Annotated in this window: 17 protein-coding genes and 1 tRNA gene; 7 read left to right on the top strand and 11 right to left on the bottom strand. The window is 70.7% G+C overall.

Annotated elements, in window-relative coordinates; translation table 11 throughout:
- Positions 1 to 151: 151 nt before the first annotated feature.
- The 3 genes from gltX (at position 152) to HQQ78_RS07860 (ending at position 2,700) form a co-directional block, all read left to right on the top strand.
- Positions 152 to 1,642, top strand: coding sequence for a glutamate--tRNA ligase (gltX, locus tag HQQ78_RS07870; RefSeq protein ID WP_173152006.1), 1,491 nt, complete (start codon positions 152 to 154; stop codon positions 1,640 to 1,642).
- Positions 1,639 to 2,574, top strand: a complete 936-nt coding sequence (locus HQQ78_RS07865; protein ID WP_173152004.1) for an NAD(P)/FAD-dependent oxidoreductase — start codon at positions 1,639 to 1,641, stop codon at positions 2,572 to 2,574. Before gltX ends, HQQ78_RS07865 begins: the two co-directional genes overlap by 4 nt.
- 54 nt (positions 2,575 to 2,628) lie before the next feature.
- A tRNA-Gln gene (locus tag HQQ78_RS07860) sits at positions 2,629 to 2,700 on the top strand.
- A 150-nt stretch (positions 2,701 to 2,850) separates the two neighbouring features.
- On the opposite strand, the gene HQQ78_RS07855 is transcribed toward HQQ78_RS07860, so the two are convergent.
- The 5 genes from HQQ78_RS07855 to HQQ78_RS07835 all read right to left on the bottom strand — a co-directional run bounded on the left by HQQ78_RS07855 (position 2,851) and on the right by HQQ78_RS07835 (position 8,988).
- Entirely contained in the window at positions 2,851 to 3,957 is a 1,107-nt protein-coding gene (locus HQQ78_RS07855) for an acyltransferase (protein WP_173152002.1), read from the bottom strand.
- Positions 3,958 to 4,062: 105 nt separating this feature from the next.
- Positions 4,063 to 6,378 carry a phosphoribosylformylglycinamidine synthase subunit PurL gene (gene purL, locus HQQ78_RS07850; protein WP_055978197.1) on the bottom strand — a complete coding sequence of 772 codons (2,316 nt, stop codon included), beginning with the start codon at positions 6,376 to 6,378 and terminating at the stop codon, positions 4,063 to 4,065.
- A gap of 35 nt (positions 6,379 to 6,413) precedes the next feature.
- Positions 6,414 to 7,109: a phosphoribosylformylglycinamidine synthase subunit PurQ gene (purQ, locus tag HQQ78_RS07845; RefSeq protein ID WP_054144901.1), complete on the bottom strand. Its 696-nt coding sequence runs from the start codon at positions 7,107 to 7,109 to the stop codon at positions 6,414 to 6,416.
- Positions 7,109 to 7,372, bottom strand: a complete 264-nt coding sequence (purS, locus tag HQQ78_RS07840) for a phosphoribosylformylglycinamidine synthase subunit PurS (protein ID WP_043597439.1) — start codon at positions 7,370 to 7,372, stop codon at positions 7,109 to 7,111. The genes purQ and purS overlap by 1 nt, the downstream gene beginning before the upstream one ends.
- A gap of 284 nt (positions 7,373 to 7,656) precedes the next feature.
- Positions 7,657 to 8,988, bottom strand: coding sequence for an acyltransferase (locus HQQ78_RS07835; RefSeq protein WP_173152000.1), 1,332 nt, complete (start codon positions 8,986 to 8,988; stop codon positions 7,657 to 7,659).
- Positions 8,989 to 9,119: 131 nt separating this feature from the next.
- Between HQQ78_RS07835 and HQQ78_RS07830 the strand changes: the two genes are divergently transcribed.
- Both HQQ78_RS07830 and HQQ78_RS07825 read left to right on the top strand, forming a co-directional pair.
- Positions 9,120 to 9,623 carry a Fur family transcriptional regulator gene (locus HQQ78_RS07830; RefSeq protein ID WP_056049519.1) on the top strand — a complete coding sequence of 168 codons (504 nt, stop codon included), beginning with the start codon at positions 9,120 to 9,122 and terminating at the stop codon, positions 9,621 to 9,623.
- 55 nt (positions 9,624 to 9,678) lie between these two features.
- Positions 9,679 to 11,181: a catalase gene (locus tag HQQ78_RS07825; protein WP_056049517.1), complete on the top strand. Its 1,503-nt coding sequence runs from the start codon at positions 9,679 to 9,681 to the stop codon at positions 11,179 to 11,181.
- A gap of 101 nt (positions 11,182 to 11,282) precedes the next feature.
- Here the strand turns inward: HQQ78_RS07825 and HQQ78_RS07820 are convergent, their stop codons facing one another.
- From HQQ78_RS07820 to purD, 4 genes are all read right to left on the bottom strand, one after another.
- Positions 11,283 to 11,852 (bottom strand): GNAT family N-acetyltransferase, encoded by a 570-nt coding sequence (locus HQQ78_RS07820; protein ID WP_123572046.1) that lies wholly within the window; start codon positions 11,850 to 11,852, stop codon positions 11,283 to 11,285.
- Positions 11,853 to 11,938: 86 nt separating this feature from the next.
- Positions 11,939 to 12,853: a VOC family protein gene (locus HQQ78_RS07815; RefSeq protein ID WP_254065013.1), complete on the bottom strand. Its 915-nt coding sequence runs from the start codon at positions 12,851 to 12,853 to the stop codon at positions 11,939 to 11,941.
- 162 nt (positions 12,854 to 13,015) lie between these two features.
- Positions 13,016 to 13,963, bottom strand: a complete 948-nt coding sequence (locus HQQ78_RS07810) for a phosphoribosylaminoimidazolesuccinocarboxamide synthase (protein ID WP_173151998.1) — start codon at positions 13,961 to 13,963, stop codon at positions 13,016 to 13,018.
- Entirely contained in the window at positions 13,960 to 15,228 is a 1,269-nt protein-coding gene (gene purD / locus HQQ78_RS07805) for a phosphoribosylamine--glycine ligase (RefSeq protein ID WP_123572020.1), read from the bottom strand. The genes HQQ78_RS07810 and purD overlap by 4 nt, the downstream gene beginning before the upstream one ends.
- 140 nt (positions 15,229 to 15,368) lie before the next feature.
- Here purD and HQQ78_RS07800 point away from each other — a divergent pair, with 140 nt between their 5' ends.
- Both HQQ78_RS07800 and HQQ78_RS07795 read left to right on the top strand, forming a co-directional pair.
- Positions 15,369 to 15,749 (top strand): sterol carrier family protein, encoded by a 381-nt coding sequence (locus HQQ78_RS07800; RefSeq protein WP_123572021.1) that lies wholly within the window; start codon positions 15,369 to 15,371, stop codon positions 15,747 to 15,749.
- A 106-nt stretch (positions 15,750 to 15,855) separates the two neighbouring features.
- Positions 15,856 to 16,269 carry a hypothetical protein gene (locus HQQ78_RS07795; protein WP_159825800.1) on the top strand — a complete coding sequence of 138 codons (414 nt, stop codon included), beginning with the start codon at positions 15,856 to 15,858 and terminating at the stop codon, positions 16,267 to 16,269.
- A 118-nt stretch (positions 16,270 to 16,387) separates the two neighbouring features.
- Here HQQ78_RS07795 and HQQ78_RS07790 read toward each other — a convergent pair whose 3' ends face one another.
- On the bottom strand, positions 16,388 to 17,962 hold the full coding sequence (locus tag HQQ78_RS07790; RefSeq protein WP_159825802.1) for a transporter: 1,575 nt from the start codon (positions 17,960 to 17,962) through the stop codon (positions 16,388 to 16,390).
- The gene (locus HQQ78_RS07785; RefSeq protein WP_233568550.1) at positions 17,944 to 18,744 is read right to left on the bottom strand and encodes an ABC transporter ATP-binding protein; all 801 of its coding nucleotides are present in this window, start codon (positions 18,742 to 18,744) and stop codon (positions 17,944 to 17,946) included. The genes HQQ78_RS07790 and HQQ78_RS07785 overlap by 19 nt, the downstream gene beginning before the upstream one ends.
- Positions 18,745 to 18,757 lie beyond the last annotated feature (13 nt).

The following is an 18,757-nucleotide window of genomic DNA, read 5'->3' as shown; positions in this document are numbered from 1 at the left end:
ACTGCAAGGGGGACCTTGTGGGAGAGTAGGACACCGCCGGACTCCTTTTAGTGCGAACAGCACACGAAACACCAGAAAGGCCCCTTCTTCGGAAGGGGCCTTTCTGCGTTTAACACTGACCCACCCACCAACCCCGGTAAGATCGTCAGCGATGTCAGCTCCCTTCTCCACCGCCACCGGCACCGACGTGCGCGTGCGGTTCTGCCCCTCGCCCACCGGAACGCCGCATGTCGGCCTCATCCGCACCGCCCTCTTCAACTGGGCCTACGCCCGGCACGCGGGTGGCAAGCTCGTGTTCCGCATCGAAGACACCGATGCGGCCCGAGACAGCGAAGAGAGCTACGATCAGATCCTCGACGGGCTTCGTTGGCTCAACATCGACTGGGACGAGGGCATCGACGCAGGTGGGCCTCATGGCCCCTACCGTCAGTCTCAGCGCCACGACATCTATCGCGGGGTCATCGATCAGCTGCTCGAGCGGGGGCTTCTCTACGAGAGCTTCGCCACGGGTGAGGAGATCGAAGCTCGCAACATCGCCAACGGTCGCGACCCCAAGCAGGGTTACGACAACTTCGAGCGTGAGCTGAGCGACGAACAACGTGCGGCGTTCCGAGCCGAGGGGCGTCAGCCGGCACTCCGGTTGCGAGTGCCCGACCGCGACCTCAGCTTCGACGACCTCGTCCGTGGTGAGATCACGTTCCCGGCGGGATCGTTCAGCGACTTCGTCGTCGTCCGACCGAACGGAGTGCCTCTCTACACTTTCGTGAACCCGCTGGACGATGCTCTGATGGGCATCACCCACGTCCTGCGCGGTGAGGACCTCCTCTCGTCCACTCCCCGCCAGATCGCCCTCTACGAGGCGCTGGTCGAGCTCGGCATCACCACGTTCGTCCCTCGGTTCGGCCATCTCCCGTATGTCATGGGTGACGGCAACAAGAAGCTCTCGAAGCGCGATCCCGAGTCCAACCTGTTCCACCACCGAGACCGCGGTTTCATCCCCGAGGGCCTCGTCAACTACCTGGCGCTCCTGGGGTGGTCCTTGACTCACGATCGGGACGTGTTCTCGATCGACGAGATGGTGGCGGCGTTCGACGTGGTCGACGTGAACCCGAACCCCGCGCGATTCGACGTGAAGAAGGCCGAGTCGATCAACGGCGACCACATCCGACTGCTGTCCGTCGGGGACTTCACCGAGCGATTGCTGCCCTACCTCGACGGGGTCGTCAGCGTTCCGCCGACAGAGGACGAGCGTGCCGTGCTCGTTCAGGCAGCGCCTCTCGTCCAAGAACGCATGACCCTCCTGTCCGAAGCTCGTGGCATGCTCGGCTTCTTGTTCGTCGCCGACGACGACCTTGTCCACGAGGACGACGCGCTGGCCTCACTGGGCGAGCGGTCCACCGAGGTGCTCCGCGCCTCCTCGGCTGCCCTCGAGGGCCTGGCCGACTGGACGCACGAGTCGATCCAGGCGGTCCTCAAGGAGGCGCTCGTCGACGGACTCGGCCTCAAGCCCCGCCTGGCCTACGGCCCCTTGCGGGTGGCGCTGTCCGGGCGCCGCGTGAGTCCGCCGTTGTTCGAGTCGATGGAGATCCTCGGCCGCGAGTCGACCCTTGCCCGACTCGCCGCTCTCGCTGACCGCTCATGACCGCGCCCTACGACGTCGCCGTCATCGGGGGTGGCCCCGCAGGGTTGAGCGCCGCGCTCAACCTCGTCCGCGCCCGACGACGCGTCGTGTTGATCGACAGCAACCGGCCGCGGAACTCCGCCACGCTGCTCTCGCACGGGTACCTCACCCGCGACGGCATCTCGCCGCTCGAACTCCGCAAGCTCGGACGCGACGAGTTCCTGGGGTACGAGGGAGCCGAACACCGGCAGACCCTGGCGACGAACGTCGTCCCGGTCGAGGGCGGGTTCGAGATCTCGTGCGCGTTCCGTGGGCAGGAGTCGTCCGCGCTGGCAGGGACCGTGCTGGTGACGACGGGTCTGAGCGAGACCCTCCCAGAGATCGCCCAACTCCGTGCGTTCTACGGCACGTACGTCCACAGCTGCATCGAGTGCGACGGGTACGACAAGCGTGACCAGCCACTCGCCCTGATCGGTGAGCACCCCGACCTCGTCGACCGCGCCCTGTTGCTCTCGCAGTGGACCGACGACCTCATCGTCTTCACGCACGGTTCGGACGTGGTGACCTCGGCGGACGAGGCTGCGTTGGCCGCCCGGGGGATCACCGTGGATCGTCGTCGCGTCACGAGCATCGACGGCGATCGTGACGGCATGCGTGGCGTCGTGCTCGAGGACGGCACGGTCGTGCCTCGGGCTGGTGGTTTCGTCCGCCCGGAGTGGTCGGCCGCGCTCGACTACGTCTCGGCGACAGGGGCCGACCTGGACGACGACGGACTGCTCGTCGTGGACGCCCATGGTCACACGTCGGTTCCTGGGCTGTACGCCGCCGGCGAGAGCACCGCGCCCGGCCCCCAGCAACTCATCGTTGCAGCCGGCGACGGCGCCCGCGTCGCTGCCGTGATCAACCGGGACCTCATCGGTGGCCTCGAACGCCTGGCAGATGCTGTACAGTAGACGTCGGTCCAGATGATGGGCCGACAGTGATGTAGACCTGACGGTTGTCATCATTGGGGTATGGTGTAATTGGCAACACGACTGATTCTGGTTCAGTTGTTCTTGGTTCGAGTCCAGGTACCCCAGCAATATGATTCCCCCTGGCCTTGCGGCCCGGGGGAATTGCTGTTCGGGCCTGTCTCGCCGCCTCCGACGGCGTGTTCGGCTTAGCCGAACGCGATCGTCCCCGCTTCGCGCCTCGGGGAGAGTGGTCGGTGTGCCGTCGGGCGCCAGCAGCTAGGCCGGTTGGGGCTCTTCTGACTCGGAGCCGAGCGGGCGCCGGGGGTCGCGTCCTCGTCGGGCGAGAACCCTGGCGATGGGGCGCTCGACGCGACGGTGGATGACGAACGACAGGGCCACCAGGAGTGGAACCGACACGGCGACCGACAGCCAGCCGTCGATCCAACCCAGGCGCGCGAAGAGCTCGGGCACGGCCGGGGCCACCAGGGGGTGGAACAGGTAGAGCGCGTACGACGCGGCACCGCCGGTGAGCACCCAGGTCGGCGTCACGCGGCGAAGGGGACCTTCGGCCAGCACCGTCGCCGCGACGACAGCCGTGACGCCCGCGAATCGGGCTGGTGCGTTGCGCCCGAAGCCCCCGTCGCCGACGGATGTGGCGAGCACGATCACCACGGCCACCAGGGAGACCGCGAGCACGGCCCACAACCAGCCACGGCGGGCGGGACGCGTCAGCTCGGCGATCACCATGCCGATGAGGAAGAACAGGACGATGGGGTCGAAATAGACCGCCCATGCCGGGCGTGCGGCGTCGAAGGCCCACCACAGCGCCGAGCAGCTGACGAGCACCGCTCCGACGGTGGGCAGGACTCTGACTCTGAGGGCCAGGCACAGGGCCACGAGGGCGTAGAACGCACACTCGAAGACGAGGGTCCAGCCGACGCCGAGGACGGGTTCGATGTTGCCTTCGGCGTTGCGGGTCGGGATGAAGAAGTACGACCCGAGCGTGTTGGCCGGCTCGAGGGTGGCGTGCAGCACGGCCGAAGGGACGAGTACCAACGTCAGCACCTTGAGGGTCGTCGCGAGCCAGTAGAGCGGGACGATGCGATCGAGTCGGCGACGCGCGAAGATGGCCCAGGCTCGCGGCGTGCCCTCGAGGCGACGGACGGTGTGCATCATGACGAACCCACTGATGGCGAAGAAGACGTCCACCCCGACCGATCCGTAGCTCCACGGGCGGAACGAGGGGTCGAGTCGTTCGTGGGCGTAGAACGCGGTGTGGGTGACGACCACCAGGAGGGCCGCCACGAACCGGAGGCCCTGGATGCCCGAGAAGTGCTCGCGATCGCGGAAGGGTCCACTGGGGGACAGGGTCGGGGTCTGCACATGAGACATTTTACATGCGAATTATCCGAGGCTCAGGGCTTGCCTCGCAAGACACCGGAGGCCCTCACCTGTGGTGAGGGCCTCCGGTGGCATGCAGGATGGTGACTAGTCGCCGATGGTGGCTCCGAAGCGGGCCGGCAGAGTGCCACGGTGGGTGCTGCGCAGCTCGTCGATGGACACCGTGAAGACGTCCTGTACCTCGAGCGACCCCGACTCGCCGTCGGTGACGCCGATGCGGGCCACCGGGTAGCCGCGGCCCTCACAGAGGCCGCGGAAGCGGACGTCGTCCTCGCGGGGCACCGAGACGATCACGCGACCGGTCGACTCGCTGAAGAGCGCGGTCGCGACGTCGATGCCGTCCCGCTCGATGATCTCACCCAGCCAGACGCGAGCACCGACTCCGAAGCGCAGCACGGCCTCGGCCAACGCCTGTGCCAGGCCGCCGTCGCTCAGGTCGTGGGCCGCCGCGATCAACGACTGGTCGCCACCGGCGTGCAGGAGCTGCGCGAGCTGCGCCTCGGCCGCGAGGTCGACCGCCGGCGGTCGACCGCCGAGGTGGTCGTGGACCACGCCGGCCCAGGCCGATCCGTCGAGCTCGAGCGCCGTGGTGCCGAGCAGGTAGATGTTGTCGCCTTCGTCCTGCCAGCCGGACGGGATGCGCTTGGCGACGTCGTCGATCACGCCGAGGACGCCCACCACGGGTGTGGGGTGGATCGGACGTGTGCCGGTCTGGTTGTAGAACGACACGTTGCCGCCCGTGACGGGGATCTCGAGCTCGAGGCAGCCGTCGGCCAGGCCCTCGACGGCCTGCGAGAACTGCCACATGACCTCGGGGTCCTCGGGGCTGCCGAAGTTGAGGCAGTCGGTGACGGCGGCGGGCACGGCACCCGTGACGGCGACGTTGCGGTACGCCTCGGCCAGGGCGAGGCGTGCGCCCTGCTTGGGGTCGAGCTGGCAGTAGCGCCCGTTGGCGTCGGTCGCGATCGCGAAGCCGAGACCGGTCTCTTCGTCGACGCGGATCATGCCTCCGTCGTCGGGGAAGCTGAGCGCGGTGTTGCCCAGCACGTAGGTGTCGTACTGGTTCGTGACCCAGCTCTTGTCGGCCAGGTTGGGCGAGCCGAGCAGTTCGAGGAACTGCTCGCGCAGGACGGCGTTGCCCGTGGGGCGGGGCAGCGACGAGGCGCTGTCGGCCTGCAAGGCGTCGATCCACGTGGGGTAGGCGACGGGACGCTCGTACACCGGGCCGTCGACGGCGACCGTGCGGGGCTCGACGTTGACGATCTCTTCGCCGTGCCAGTTGATGACGAGACGACCGGTGTCGGTGACCTCGCCGAGCACGCTCGTCTCGACGTCCCATTTCGCCACGACCGCGAGGAACGCGTCGAGCTTCTCGGGACGCACGACGGCCATCATGCGTTCTTGGCTCTCGCTCATCAGGATCTCTTCGGCGGTGAGCGACGGGTCGCGCAGCAGGACGTTGTCGAGTTCGATGAACATTCCGCCGTCGCCGTTCGAGGCGAGCTCGGACGTGGCGCAGCTGATGCCGGCTGCCCCGAGGTCTTGGATGCCCTCGACCAGTTCGTCGCGGAACAGCTCGAGGCAGCACTCGATGAGCACCTTCTCGGCGAACGGGTCGCCGACCTGGACGGCAGGACGCTTGGTGGGCCCGCCGGACGAGAACGTGTCGGAGGCGAGGATGGAGGCGCCGCCGATGCCGTCACCGCCGGTGCGCGCACCGAACAGGACCACCTTGTTGCCGACGCCCCGGGCGTTGGCCAGGTGGAGGTCTTCGTGGCGCAGGACGCCCACGGCCAGTGCGTTGACCAGGGGGTTGCCCTGGTAGACGGCGTCGAAGTAGGTCTCGCCGCCGATGTTGGGCAGGCCGAGGCAGTTGGCGTAGAAGCTGATGCCACCGACGACGCCGTCGACCACGCGGGCCGTGTCCGCCGCGTCGATGTCGCCGAAGCGCAGCTGGTCCATGACCGCGACGGGGCGGGCACCCATCGAGATGATGTCGCGGACGATGCCGCCCACGCCGGTGGCCGCCCCCTGGAACGGCTCGATGTAGCTCGGGTGGTTGTGCGACTCGACCTTGAAGGTGACGGCCCAGCCGCCCCCCACGTCGACCACTCCGGCGTTCTCGCCCATGCCGACCATGAGGTTCTTCTTCATGGCGGGCGAGACCTTCTGGCCGAACTGCCGGAGGTAGATCTTGCTCGACTTGTAGGAGCAGTGCTCGCTCCACATGACCGAGTACATGGCGAGCTCACCGCTCGTGGGGCGACGCCCCAGGATCTCGCGGATCTTCGCGTACTCGTCGGCCTTCAGACCGAGGGCGCCGTAGGGCTGCTCGCGATCGGGCGTCGCCGCGGCGTTCGCCACGGTGTCGGGCACGTGGCCCTCGGGGCGGACGTCGATCATCTCGGCGTCGTGCGGGGCGCGGTCGGTCTGGTCGGTCACTTGGCGAGGGCCCTCTCGAGAACGGACGTGAAAAAGGTCAGGCCGTCGACGCCGCTCGACATCGCGGCGGGGGTGTCGGGGCCGAAGCCTTCTTCGACGGCGTGCTCGGGGTGCGGCATGAGGCCGACGACGTTGCCGCGCGCATTGGTGACGCCGGCGATGTCGTCCATCGACCCGTTCGGGTTCACGCCGACGTAGCGGAAGGCGACCTGCCCCTCGCCCTCGATGCGCTTGATGGTCTCGGCGTCGGCGATGAAGCGCCCGTCCGCGTTCTTGAGGGGGATGGTGATCTCTTGCCCCTCGGTGAAGCCGTTCGTCCAGTCGGTGCGGGCGTTCTCGACGACGAGACGCTGGTCGCGGCGGATGAACTGCTGGTGCGCGTTGCGGGTGTGCGCCCCCGGGATCAGGCGGGCCTCGGCGAGCATCTGGAAGCCGTTGCAGATGCCGAGGACGGGCATGCCCGCGTTCGCGGCGTCGACCACGTCGGCCATGATCGGCGAGAAGGAGGCGATCGCGCCGGCACGCAGGTAGTCGCCGTAGCTGAAGCCGCCGGGCAGGATGATCGCCTCGACGCCCTTCAGGTCGTGGTCGCCGTGCCAGAGGGCGACGGGCTCGCCGCCCGCGAGTCGGACCGCGCGCTGCGCGTCACGGTCGTCGAGGGAGCCGGGGAAGGTGACGACGCCGACGCGCATCAGAGGGCGGCGGGAGCGTCGGCGACGGTGATCGAGACGACGTCCTCGATGACCGAGTTCGAGAACATGTCGTCGGCGAGCTCGCGGACGTCCGCGAGGACGGCGTCGGTCACCTCGCCCTCGACCGTGACCTCGAAGCGCTTGCCGATGCGGACGTCGGTGAACGCCCCTTTGCCGAGACGGGAGAGGGCACCGGCGACGGCCTTGCCCTGGGGGTCGAGCAGTTCAGCCTTGGGCATGACCTCGACGACGATTGTGGGCACTGGTTTACTCCTGCAGAGGCGTCAACGGGTGGACGCGACGAGTCTACGGCAGCCGCGCGCGCCTCCTGGTGGTGCCGTCGTCGTGGACGCATCGGCCGTCGCGGCGATGGTCAGCGGAATGCGGGCCACCTGTCAGCCGGATCATTGGTTCGCGCCGCAGGGTGTTCTCAGCGGACAGAGCGCGGGCCTCGTGATCGGGCCTTCTGTTCCGCGTCCGGTCCCGGGGTTCCTGATCCGCTCCGAGACCGCCGGACGCCCGGCCGAGCCCCCCGTCGGCCGGGCGTCTACCCCGTGTGGGCTGCGTCCGCGGGCCTGTCGCCGGCCCTCAGGGCGGACTCCGGGTCGACGTCGGGGCGCGAGCGGCCGAGCAGCCAGACGGCCAGGGGCAGGCAGATCGCGCCCGCGATCGCGTTGCGCAGGTCGAGGCCCTCGTGCATCACGTCGAACGGCGGCCCGATGGCGAGCACCGCCGCCACCCCGATCGACCACCAGGAGGCGCGGCGCCGCCCCTCGGCGAACGCTCGCGGCGGCAGCTCGAACCGGGCGGTCGCCAGCGAGACCAGGCAGGTCAGCCCGATGACGAGGGCCCAGATCGGGAGGCGCGTCCACCACCAGGTGGCGGTCGAGGGTTGGGGGAGCGGCCCGCCCACGGCCAAGAGGACCCCGAGCACGGCGATCAACAGCGGGAGGTGCCAGAGGTAGATGGTCATGCCGCGGCTGCCGACGGCGAACACGACGGCACGGGCCGCCGACGTGGACATGAGACGCGCCAGGGCGGGGTGCACGAGCGACAGGACGCAGATCTGTGCCACCCCGAGCACCATGAGCGGCACCGTCGGCGGGTTGAGGTTGCTCAGCATGTCGTCCGACCACGGCCCGGCCGTCGTCAGCGGGACCAGCGAGGCGTACGCCACGACGGTGACGACGAGCAGCACGGCCCGAGGGGTCCGACGGAACAGCCCGTCGGCGTAGGCGAAGCCGAGCTGCTGCACGAAGAGCCACACGAAGGCGAGGTTGAGGAGGCCGACGGCCGTGACGCCGGTGCCGTACCGCACCGCGTCGACCAGGACCGCGGCGACGACCAGGACGGACAGCGTCGCCCACGGGCGGGTCGCGTGCAGGCGGGCCATCACCGGCACGAGCAGCTGCGTGATGCCGTAGGCGGCGAGGAACCAGAACGGCGAGCCCACGCCGGTCGCCACGACGTCGAGCAGTTCGGGATCGGCACCGAGCAGGGTCGCGACGGCGAGGGCGATCGCGAGGACGACGAAGACCGCGCTCGCGGGCCGGGCGAGGCGCAGGAGGCGACCGCGGACGAAGTCGCCGGCGTCGGCGCCGCGGCGCCGTGCCCCGGCCCAGGCCGTGGCGCTGGCGAACCCGCCCACCACGAAGAAGAGCGGCATGATCTGCCCGGCCCACGTCGAGAGCGGGAACCAGGACTGCTCTTGCAGGGGACGGTTCGCCACGACGGCGCCCGTCGCGTCGACGGCGACACCGACCATCATCACGTGGATCGCGACGACCAGCAGGACGCAGAAGACGCGGGTGAGATCCACCACGAGGTCGCGGCCCGGGGGGACGACGACGGACGGCGGTGTCGTGGCGGCGGTGCTCATGTCGACGACGGTAGCGACCCGTGGCCGCTCGGGTGTGGTTGTCCACAGGTGCGGCGCGTCCGAACCAGAGAACGTCCTCCGAGGTGGCCCGGATTGTTTTGATCTGATCAAAAGAGTGGTTCACTTGAAGCATGACCCATCCGACCGACGACCCCCGCGAGGCACTGCGCTCCGCCGGGTTGCGCGTGACCGAGCCCCGGCTCGCCGTGTTGCGCGCCCTCGAGCCGTCGCCCCACGCGGCCGCCGAGCAGGTCTTCGCCCGGGTCGCCCTCGACCTGCCCGGCACGTCGGTGCAGGCGGTCTACGGCGTCCTCAACGCGCTGACCGGCGCGGGGCTGGTGCGTCGCATCGAACCCGCGGGCTCGGCAGCGCTCTACGAGCTGAGGACGGGCGACAACCACCACCACGTGGTCTGCGGGGTGTGCGGCTCGGTCGCCGACGTGGACTGCGTCGTCGGCCACGCCCCCTGCCTCACCCCCTCGCACGACTCGGGGTACCTCGTGCAGACCGCCGAGGTGACCTTCTGGGGCCTGTGCCCGGCCTGTCGGGCGGCCGAGTCCGAGGGTGCGGAGGGCGACGAGCCGACCCGCGCCTCCTCGTCCGACCGCGTGGACGCGGCCGTCCCGGCGGCCTGACCGGCCCGCCCCCCCTGATCTCACACGACGACGAACCACGAACGAAAGAGGACACATGACCGACGCCAAGAAGATCACCACCACCGACAACGGCGCCCCCGCCGCCAGCGACGAGTTCTCGCAGTCGGTCGGCGCCGACGGCCCGATCGTCCTGCACGACCACAAGCTGGTCGAGAAGCTGGCCAACTTCAACCGCGAGAAGGTGCCCGAGCGCATCGTCCACGCCAAGGGCGGCGGCGCCTTCGGGACGTTCGTCACGACGGCCGACGTCTCGCGCTACACCCGCGCCGCGCTCTTCCAGCCCGGTGTCGAGACCGAGATGCTCGCCCGCTTCTCGACCGTCGCCGGAGAACAGGGCAGCCCCGACACGTGGCGCGACCCCCGTGGCTTCGCGCTGAAGTTCTACACGAGCGAGGGCAACTACGACCTCGTGGGCAACAACACGCCCGTCTTCTTCATCCGCGACGGCATCAAGTTCCCCGACTTCATCCACTCGCAGAAGCGCCTGCCCGGCTCGCACCTGCGCGACCACGACATGCAGTGGGACTTCTGGACGCTCTCGCCCGAGTCGGCGCACCAGGTCACCTGGCTGATGGGCGACCGCGGCCTCCCCGCCTCGTGGCGCAACATGGACGGCTTCGGTTCGCACACCTACCAGTGGATCAACGCCGAGGGCGAGCGCTTCTGGGTCAAGTACCACTTCAAGACGAACCAGGGCAACAAGATCCTCACGCAGGACGACGCCGACCGCATCGCGGGAGAGGACGCCGACTTCCACATCCGCGACCTCTCCGAGGCCATCGACCGCGGCGACTTCCCCACCTGGACGCTGTCGGTGCAGGTCATGCCCTACGACGAGGCGGCCACGTACCGCTTCAACCCGTTCGACCTGACGAAGGTGTGGCCGCACGCGGACTACCCGCTCATCGAGGTCGGCACCATGACGCTGAACCGCAACCCCGAGAACTACTTCGCGCAGATCGAGCAGGCCGCGTTCGCCCCGTCGAACTTCGTCCCCGGCATCGCGACCAGCCCCGACAAGATGCTGCTCGCCCGCATCTTCAGCTACGCGGACGCCCACCGCTACCGCATCGGCGTCAACCACCAGCAGCTGCCGGTGAACACGCCCAAGACCGAGGTGCACTCGTACTCGAAGGACGGTGCCGCGCGGTACCACTTCAGCGAGGCGACGGCGCCGGTCTACGCACCGAACTCGGTCGGCGGTCCCGCCGCGGACCCGCAGGCCGCCGGTGACACCGGTGGCTGGGAGAGCGACGGCGAGCTCGTCCGCTCGTCCGTGACGTTGCACCCCGAGGACGACGACTTCGGCCAGGCCGGCACGCTCGTCCGCGAGGTGCTCGACGACGAGGAGCGCGACCGCCTGGTGCAGAACATCGTGGGCCACGTCTCCAAGGTCACCCAGCCCGCCCTGCGCGAGCGGGTCTACGAGTACTGGACCAACGTCGACCCCACCCTGGGCCTGCGCGTCCGCAAGGGCGTCGAGCCCGAGGCTCCCGGTTCGAACGAGGACCCGGCCGAGGTCGGCGTCCCGGCGTAGCCGCGAGTCGCGACAGACCGCAGGAGGCGCGGTGACCGTTCGTCGGTCACCGCGCCTCCTCGGCGTCTCCGGGCTTCGCGCGGTCTCGAGTGCCGCGCGGGTCAGACCATCTGGCCGTTCCAGTGCAGCTCGCCCTGCGGCCAGTCGGCGAGGGTGCGCGTGCCCTCCCGGAGCAGCCAGCCGTGGTCCTGGGTGACCAGCACGCCGGCGCCGTCGGCGCTGAACGCCGTGTAGTGCGCCGTGAGACCGTCGAGCGGCAGCCACCCGCCGCGTCGGTAGAAGCCCTGGACGTCGTCCCCGGTCTCGAGCACGCCGAAGCCGCTGTCGAGCGACGTCAGCGCCGCGTCCACCCGGCGCAACAGCTCGCCCCCGAGGCCGGTGCCCTGGACGGCCGGTGAGACCGCGACCATGCCCACCGCGGTGACGAGCAGGTCGGCGTCGCCGACGGTGACGAACTGACGTCGCAGACCGGCGTGCGCGACCACGACGTCGCCCTGACGCGCGACGACCCGCAGCTCGGGTTGCATGCCCGCCCAGCTGCGGGCCCCGGCGTACCAGTGGTCGTAGCTCGGGAAGGCCCGGGCGAGCATCGCCGCGACGGCCTCGTGGTCGTCGAGCGTGAGGTCGCCCTCGGGGGTCGTGGAGAAGGTGGGGGAGTCGGCTGCAGGCATGCTCACCACCGTAGCCATCGGCGTCGCCGAGGGAGCCGCGCCAGCGGCTCTGCGACGCCAGCGCCGAGGGAGCCTGCGACCGAGGGCTAGGCCGACTGCGGTCGGACGGTCACCTGGAGCTGGTTGGACCAGGGATCGTCGAACCCGAGCACACGCCCGTCGTCGCGGGTGGCGACGCCGTGGTGGCCGAGGCGCTCGCCGAGGGCGCCCAGGTCGTCGGCCGTCGGCACCTCGATGCGCACCAGGCCGAGGCCCAGCGCCAGCTGACGGCGCCCGGCGCCGGCGCTGTTCCAGGTGTTCATCGCCATGTGGTGGTGGTAGCCGCCCGCGCTGACGAACAGTGCCTGCGGCCCGAAGCGCGTCGTCGTCTCGAAGCCGAGCTGCTCGACGTAGAACCGGTGGGCCGACTCGACGTCGCCCACGCTCAGGTGGACGTGGCCGACCGTGGCGGGACGGGATGCCGAGCCGGTCAGCGCCTCCTCCGTGACGTTCTGCTGCACGAACGCGTTCGGGTCGAGGGCGAGGGTGGCCATGTCGACCTGGCCGTGGGTCCAGGACCACTCGCTGCGGCTGCGGTCCCAGTAGAGCTCGATGCCGTTGCCCTCGGGGTCGGTGAAGTAGAAGGCCTTGCTGACGAGGTGGTCCGCACTGCCGGTGAACGTGCCGGGGTGACGGGTCGCGACGCTGTAGACGGCGGCGGCGAGGTCGGCCTCGGTCTCGAACAGGATCGCCGTGTGGAAGAGGCCGGCGTCACGCGGCCCGGCGTGCTTCAACTCGGGAGCGTGCTCGAGGATGACGATCGGGGTCGCCCCTCGACCGAGCACCACGCGGCCCGCGGCCGGCTCGGCGGTCAGCACCGTCAGGGTGACCGCGTCGCGGTAGTACGCGGTCATCGCGTCGAGGTCGGCGACCCGCAGGGTGACGGCACCCATGCCGGTGTCGGCGGCGAGCAGGTCGGACGAGGAGGCGCGCGTCGCGTCGGTCGCGGAGGTGTCGGTCATGGGGGCCCTCGGTCTGGTCGGATGGTCACCGGATCGGTGACGTGTCATCGACAGGAACCGGCCGGTCGGGCCGGGCATTCCCGACCGACGGCGCACCGCGTTCCGTGCACGGCACCGGAACTCGATGCGGTGCAGTGCACGAAACGCGGTGTGGAGCCCGGGTCAGCGGGCGGTCAGGCGCTCGATCAGCTCGCGGTAGCGGGCTGAGGTGCGGGCGACGATGTCGTCGGGCAGGGCGGGGGCCTCGCCCGTGCCGTCCCAGTGCGCGGAGAGCCAGTCGCGGACGATCTGCTTGTCGAAGCTCTGGGTGCGGTCGCCCGAGGCGTCGACCTCGGCGTCCCAGAAGCGACTGCTGTCGCTCGTGAGGACCTCGTCGCCCAGGGTGATCTCGCCCGTGGCCCGGTCGGCGCCGAACTCGAACTTCGTGTCGGCGAGGACGACCCCCCTGGCCTCGGCCACGTCCGACGCCAGGCGGTAGATCTCGAGCGACCGGTCGCGCAGGGCCGCCGCGGTCTCGGCCCCCACGAGTTCGACGGTGCGCTCGAACGAGATGTTCTCGTCGTGCTCGCCGAGCGGAGCCTTGTACGCCGGGGTGTAGATCGGTTCGGGCAACCGGTCGCCGTTCGACAGCCCCTCGGGCAGCGGGATGCCGCAGACGGTGCCGTGCTCGCGGTACTCGGCCCAGCCGCTGCCGACCATGTACCCGCGGACGACGCACTCGACGGGGAACATGTCGAGCGGCTTCACGAGCATGGCGCGGTCCCGGACCTGCGCGGGCAACGAGACGGAGGCGGTGGTCGGGTCGACGAGGTGGTTGGGCACGGTGGTGAGCTGGGCGAACCACCAGAGGCTGAGCTGCGTGAGCAGTGCTCCCTTGCCCGGGATGCCGGGCTCGAGCACGTGGTCGAAGGCGCTGACCCGGTCGCTCGCGACGACGAGCACGTACTCGGTGTCGGCGAGGGTGGCGGCGTCGCCGACCGAGCCGGCGACCGGTGCCGGGACGTAGAGGTCGCGCACCTTGCCCGAGTACACCGGCGTCCACCCGTCGAGGTGGCGAGGGGCGGCGTCGAGGCCGGAGGCGGAGGGCGTCGTGCCGTCGGGGGCGGTCATCGGGCGACTCGCTCGGCGATGTCGTGGCGGTACTGGCCGCCCTCGAGCTCGATGCGGGAGAGGGCGTCGTAGACGCGACCCCGGGCCTCGGTGAAGTCAGCCCCCTCGGCGACGACGCTGAGTACGCGCCCTCCGGTGGCGATGAGCTGGTCGTCGAGGCGAGCCGTCGCGGCGTGCGCGACGTGGACCCCGGCGACGGCGGTCGCGTCGTCGAGACCCCGCAGCGGGCGACCGCTCACGGCGCCTTCGGGGTAGCCCTCGCTCGCGAGGACCACGGTCACCGCGACGTCGGACGAGAACCGCGGCGACTCGTGGTTGCCCAGCGATCCGGTCGCCGCGGCGAGCAGCAGCCCGCTGAGCGGCGTGACCAGACGGGGCAGGACGACCTGCGTCTCGGGGTCGCCGAACCGGGCGTTGAACTCGATGACGCGGACGCCCCGCTCGGTGAGGATGAGCCCGGCGTAGAGGAGGCCGATGAACGGCGTGCCCTCGGACTCGAGCTGCCGCACCGTCGGGGTGGCGATGGCGTCGAGGACCTCGTCGACGAAGTCCTTCTCGCTGCCGAAGCGGTCGGCGAGCCAGGGCAGCGGCGAGTAGGCACCCATGCCGCCCGTGTTGGGACCGGCGTCGCCGTCGAGCAGGCGCTTGTAGTCCTGCGCGGGGCTGAGCGGCACGACCGTGTGGCCGTCGCTGAGGAAGAACAGTGAGACCTCGGGACCCTCGAGGAACTCCTCGACGAGGACGGGCCCGTGCTGCAGCCAGTAGGTGGTGTGCTCGACCGCCGCGTCGCGGTCGTCGGTGACGAGGACGCCCTTGCCGGCCGCCAGCCCGTCGGCCTTGACGACGTACGGGGAGCCGAAGTCGTCGAGCACGCCGAGGGCCTCGTCGAGGGTGCCCACGCGCGTGGCCCGCCCGGTCGGTACGCCGGCTTCGTCCATGATGCGTTTCGCGAAGGTCTTGCTGCCCTCGAGCGCCGCGGCTTTCTTGCCCGGCCCGAAGACCGGGATGCCCCGGGTGCGGAGGGCGTCGGCGACACCGGCGACGAGCGGTGCCTCGGGACCGACGACGACCAGCTCGACGTCGTTCTCGAGGGCGTACTCGGTGACGACGGCGCCGTTCGACGGGTCGAGGTGCACGATGCCGACCTGGTCGGCGATGCCCGCGTTGCCGGGGGCCGCGGTGATCTCGTGGCCCGCGTCTTCGCGCAGCAGGGCGGTGATGATGGCGTGCTCGCGAGCACCGGAACCGAGGACGAGGATTCGCACGCGCTCCAGCCTACCGAGGGCGTGCTGCGATGCCGAGTCCGTCGCCCGGGCCGGGGAGGGCTGGCGCGGGCGGGCCGGGCCGGGCCGGGGCGGGCGGGCCGGAGCGGGGCGCGACGAGGAGGCGCGGGTAGCGTGGGCGCATGGCCAGGGCACGGATCGAGGACGCGGCGGGATCGGCCGCGGTGGGCGAGGTGCGGGCGGCGCTCGCCGCCGACGAGACCGCGCCACGGCCGGTGACCGCCATGGCCGTCCGTTGGTTGCTGCAGGTGCTCGCCGACGGCGAACCCGGCGCGACGGTCGAGGTGCGCGTCCCACCGTTCGGCGCGGTGCAGTTCCGCGAAGGACTCAGTCATACGCGAGGCACGCCGCCGAACGTCGTCGAGACCGACGCCGCCACCTTCGTGCGACTCGCCACCGGCGATCTCAGCTGGCAGGAGGCGCGGGCCGGGGCTCTCGTGTCGGCCTCCGGCAGCAGGGCGGACCTGACCGGCTACGTGCCGATCGCCTGGCAGCGGGGCTGACCCGCGCCTCCTCGGCGGTGCCTCCGCCGTGGTCGCCCTGCCAGGGCCCTGCTCGACGTCGAGAGGGGCGGCGGCGGTGGTCGGCCTCCTCTGGGATGATGGGCGGGTGACGAACGCACCCGACGACCAGCAGCGACCCGAGCCCGTCGTCGAGCCCTCCGCCGATCGCGCAGTCGAGTCGATCGTCGAACGTGACGAGGTCACCGTGCGCCGGGCTCCCAAGGTGCCCGTGTTCTTGATCATGGGTGCGGCGCTCGGCGTGGTCGTGTCGCTGATCGTCACCTCGCTCTTCCCGTTCGACTCGGGCGAGGGCGTCGCGCAGACCTACGGCTACATCTCGCTCTGGGGGCTCACCATCGGCGGGGCCGTCGGTTGCGTCGTGGCCATCGTCGCCGAGCAGGTGACCAGCCGTGGGGCGAAGCGCGTCCAGGTCGAACGCGAACGGCTCGAGATGCCGATCGACGACGAGGTCGACACGGCGCCCCGCCCGGTCACCGACGGCGAACCCGACCGCGACTGACGTCGCCTTGCCGAGCCGAGCCGAGCCGAGCCCAGCCAGGCCTCACCGAGCCGAGCCGAGCCAGGCCTCACCGCGCCAGGCCTCGCCTACCTGCCGCGTGCCCGGCTGACGGCCCGGGTCAGGCCCCGCGAGCCCGCCGCAACCTGGTGAGCAGCTCGGGGCCGCGGGCGTCGAGGAGGCGGCCGCCGCGTCGGATGCCGATGATCGTCAGCACGAGACCGAGGACGACGCCGACGACGAGCGTCGCGAGCCCGAGGATCACCGAGCCCTGGACCAGCGCCACGACTCCGAGCACGAGCTCGGGCAGCGACAGCACGAAGACGATCGCCCACGAGGCGTAGAGCCCGAGGGTCGAGGTGACGTTGGCCCCGGGCGGTGACTTGAAGGGGCTCTCGCCCGCCGCCGGGACGGGCATCAGGTACAGCGCCGAGGCCACGCTCGACACGCCGAACCCGGTGAGCAGCAGCCCCAGGCCAATGCCGAGCAGGGCCGGGGCCACGTCGAATCGGCCCACCACGGCCAGGGGGACGAGCGTGGCGAGCACGACGGAGGGCACCGCGAACAGCGAGAGGGTGAGGACGCGACCTGCGCGGTCGGCCGCACCCGCCAAGCCGGTCGACAGGTGTGCTGCGAAGGCCGTGCCGTCGTACGAGACGTCGGCGGCCAGCGTGATGGCGAGGAGCGCGGCCACGGCCGGACCGATGGCGTACAGCGGCCAGGTCGTCTCGAGGGAGAACGACAGGAAGATCGCCAGGACCGGCATCAGCGGGACGACGATCAGCGACCCGCCGTACCGCGGGTCGCGCAGCCAGTAGACGGCCGTCCGGGCGGCGACCGCACCGGTCGGCGTCGCGGGGAACCGGGCGAAGGGCCCGAGGCCCTTGGACGCCGCGGTGGCCGTGACGGCCGGGGGAGCCACGAGCGCCGTCGCCAGTCCACGTCGCCAGAGCAGGAGGAGCACCCCCAGGGTGACCAGGGCGATGAGGGCCTTGAGGGCTGCCTCGCCCGGTCGGCCGAGGGCGACGTCGCCGGGGATCGACCAGGCGGCGCCGAGCGGGCTCCACGACAGGGCGTGGGCGACACGAGGCAGGTCGTCGCCGACGGAACTGAGCCCCTGGCCGACCAGGCCGATCAGCGGCCCGGCCAGGATGAGGGGCACGAAGATCGCGACGCTCATCAACTCGCGGTAGCGACGTTTGGCACCCAGCGCGCTGGTGGCGGTCTCGACCGCGCGGGACGCTGCGACGCAGACGAAGACGCCGAGCACCCCGCAGAACGGCGCGAGGACGGCCGAGAGAGGGTGGTGCAGCCAACTGAAGGTCGTCGCGAGGGCGGCGACGAGCGTGACGATGCCCGGGATGCCCAGCAACCCGGTGACGAACAGGGCGACGAGGAGCCTGTCGGCGGGCAGGGGGAACGGGCGCAGCTTCGAGACGCTGAGGGTCTGGTCGTAGCCCCGGGCGACGAAGGGCACGACGATCCAGCCGACGACGGCGAGGGAACCGCCGAGCACGCCGGCCGTCCAGGCCCAGCGCTCGGGCGCGAACGAGAGGGCGACAAGGCCGACCACGACGGCGGCGAGAACGCCGAGGCCGTAGAGCCCGCCGATGACGGCCGCGACGATCTGCCAGGTGCTGCGCTTGAAGCCGTTCAGCAGCACCCGCCAGCGCAGGCTCAGGAGGTGCGCAACCACGACGGCCCCTCGTTGTGCTGACGGCCGCCGACGAGTTCGACGAAGCGGTCCTCGAGGGTGGAGCCGGCGCGCACGTCGTCGGTCGTGCCGGCCGCGAGCACGCGCCCGGCCGCGATGACGGCGACGTGGTCGCACATGCGCTGGACGAGGTCCATCGAGTGGCTCGACACGATGACCGTGCCACCGTTCTGCGTGTAACCGTGCAGGATGTCGCGGATGTTCGCGGCCGAGATCGGGTCGACCGACTCGAACGGCTCGTCGAGGACGAGGAGGCGCGGGGCATGGACGAGCGCGCAGGCGAGCGCCACCTTCTTGGTCATGCCCGCGGAGTAGTCGACGACGAGCGTGCCGCCGGCCGAGCGCAGGTCGAGCAGGTCGAGCAGGTCGCCGACCCGCTGGGCCGTCGTCTCGCGGCTCATGCCGTTGAGCAGGCCGTGGTACGTGACGAGCTGCTCGCCGGTGAGGCGGTCGAACAGCGAGATGCCGTCGCTCAGCACGCCCACGAGCGACTTGGCGTGCGTCGGGTCGGACCAGACGTCGACGCCCAGGACCGCGATGCTGCCCGAGTCGGGACGCAGCAGACCGGTCGCCATCGAGAGCGTGGTCGTCTTGCCGGCGCCGTTCGGGCCGACGAGGCCGAAGAACGAGCCCGTCGGCACGGTCAGGTCGATTCCGTCGACGGCGACCTTGTCGCCGAACGCCTTGCGCAGACCGGTGATCTGCAGGGCGGACGCCGGGGGCGTCGCGGTCGGTTCGGGGCGGGGCATGCCGACGTCGCTCATGGCCCCCAGCCTA

The sequence above is a fragment of the Frigoribacterium sp. VKM Ac-2859 genome (assembly GCF_013204925.1).
In the GTDB taxonomy this organism is placed as follows: domain Bacteria; phylum Actinomycetota; class Actinomycetes; order Actinomycetales; family Microbacteriaceae; genus Frigoribacterium.
The sequence above is the reverse complement of the archived record's forward strand: the minus strand, read 5'-3'. Positions and strand labels throughout refer to the sequence as shown.

Bases quoted from the DNA above. Each gene is read 5' to 3' on its own strand.
- HQQ78_RS07810 (WP_173151998.1), bottom strand. From the start codon at position 13,963: ATGACCGCCCCCGACGGCACGACGCCCTCCGCCTCCGGCCTCGACGCC.
- HQQ78_RS07815 (WP_254065013.1), bottom strand. From the start codon at position 12,853: ATGACCGACACCTCCGCGACCGACGCGACGCGCGCCTCCTCGTCCGAC.
- HQQ78_RS07830 (WP_056049519.1), top strand. From the start codon at position 9,120: ATGACCCATCCGACCGACGACCCCCGCGAGGCACTGCGCTCCGCCGGG.
- HQQ78_RS07835 (WP_173152000.1), bottom strand. From the start codon at position 8,988: ATGAGCACCGCCGCCACGACACCGCCGTCCGTCGTCGTCCCCCCGGGC.
- HQQ78_RS07800 (WP_123572021.1), top strand. From the start codon at position 15,369: ATGGCCAGGGCACGGATCGAGGACGCGGCGGGATCGGCCGCGGTGGGC.
- gltX (WP_173152006.1), top strand. From the start codon at position 152: ATGTCAGCTCCCTTCTCCACCGCCACCGGCACCGACGTGCGCGTGCGG.
- HQQ78_RS07825 (WP_056049517.1), top strand. From the start codon at position 9,679: ATGACCGACGCCAAGAAGATCACCACCACCGACAACGGCGCCCCCGCC.
- HQQ78_RS07785 (WP_233568550.1), bottom strand. From the start codon at position 18,744: ATGAGCGACGTCGGCATGCCCCGCCCCGAACCGACCGCGACGCCCCCG.
- purL (WP_055978197.1), bottom strand. From the start codon at position 6,378: ATGATCGACGTCCGCCCCGAGGGCCACGTGCCCGACACCGTGGCGAAC.
- HQQ78_RS07865 (WP_173152004.1), top strand. From the start codon at position 1,639: ATGACCGCGCCCTACGACGTCGCCGTCATCGGGGGTGGCCCCGCAGGG.
- purQ (WP_054144901.1), bottom strand. From the start codon at position 7,109: ATGCGCGTCGGCGTCGTCACCTTCCCCGGCTCCCTCGACGACCGTGAC.
- HQQ78_RS07820 (WP_123572046.1), bottom strand. From the start codon at position 11,852: ATGCCTGCAGCCGACTCCCCCACCTTCTCCACGACCCCCGAGGGCGAC.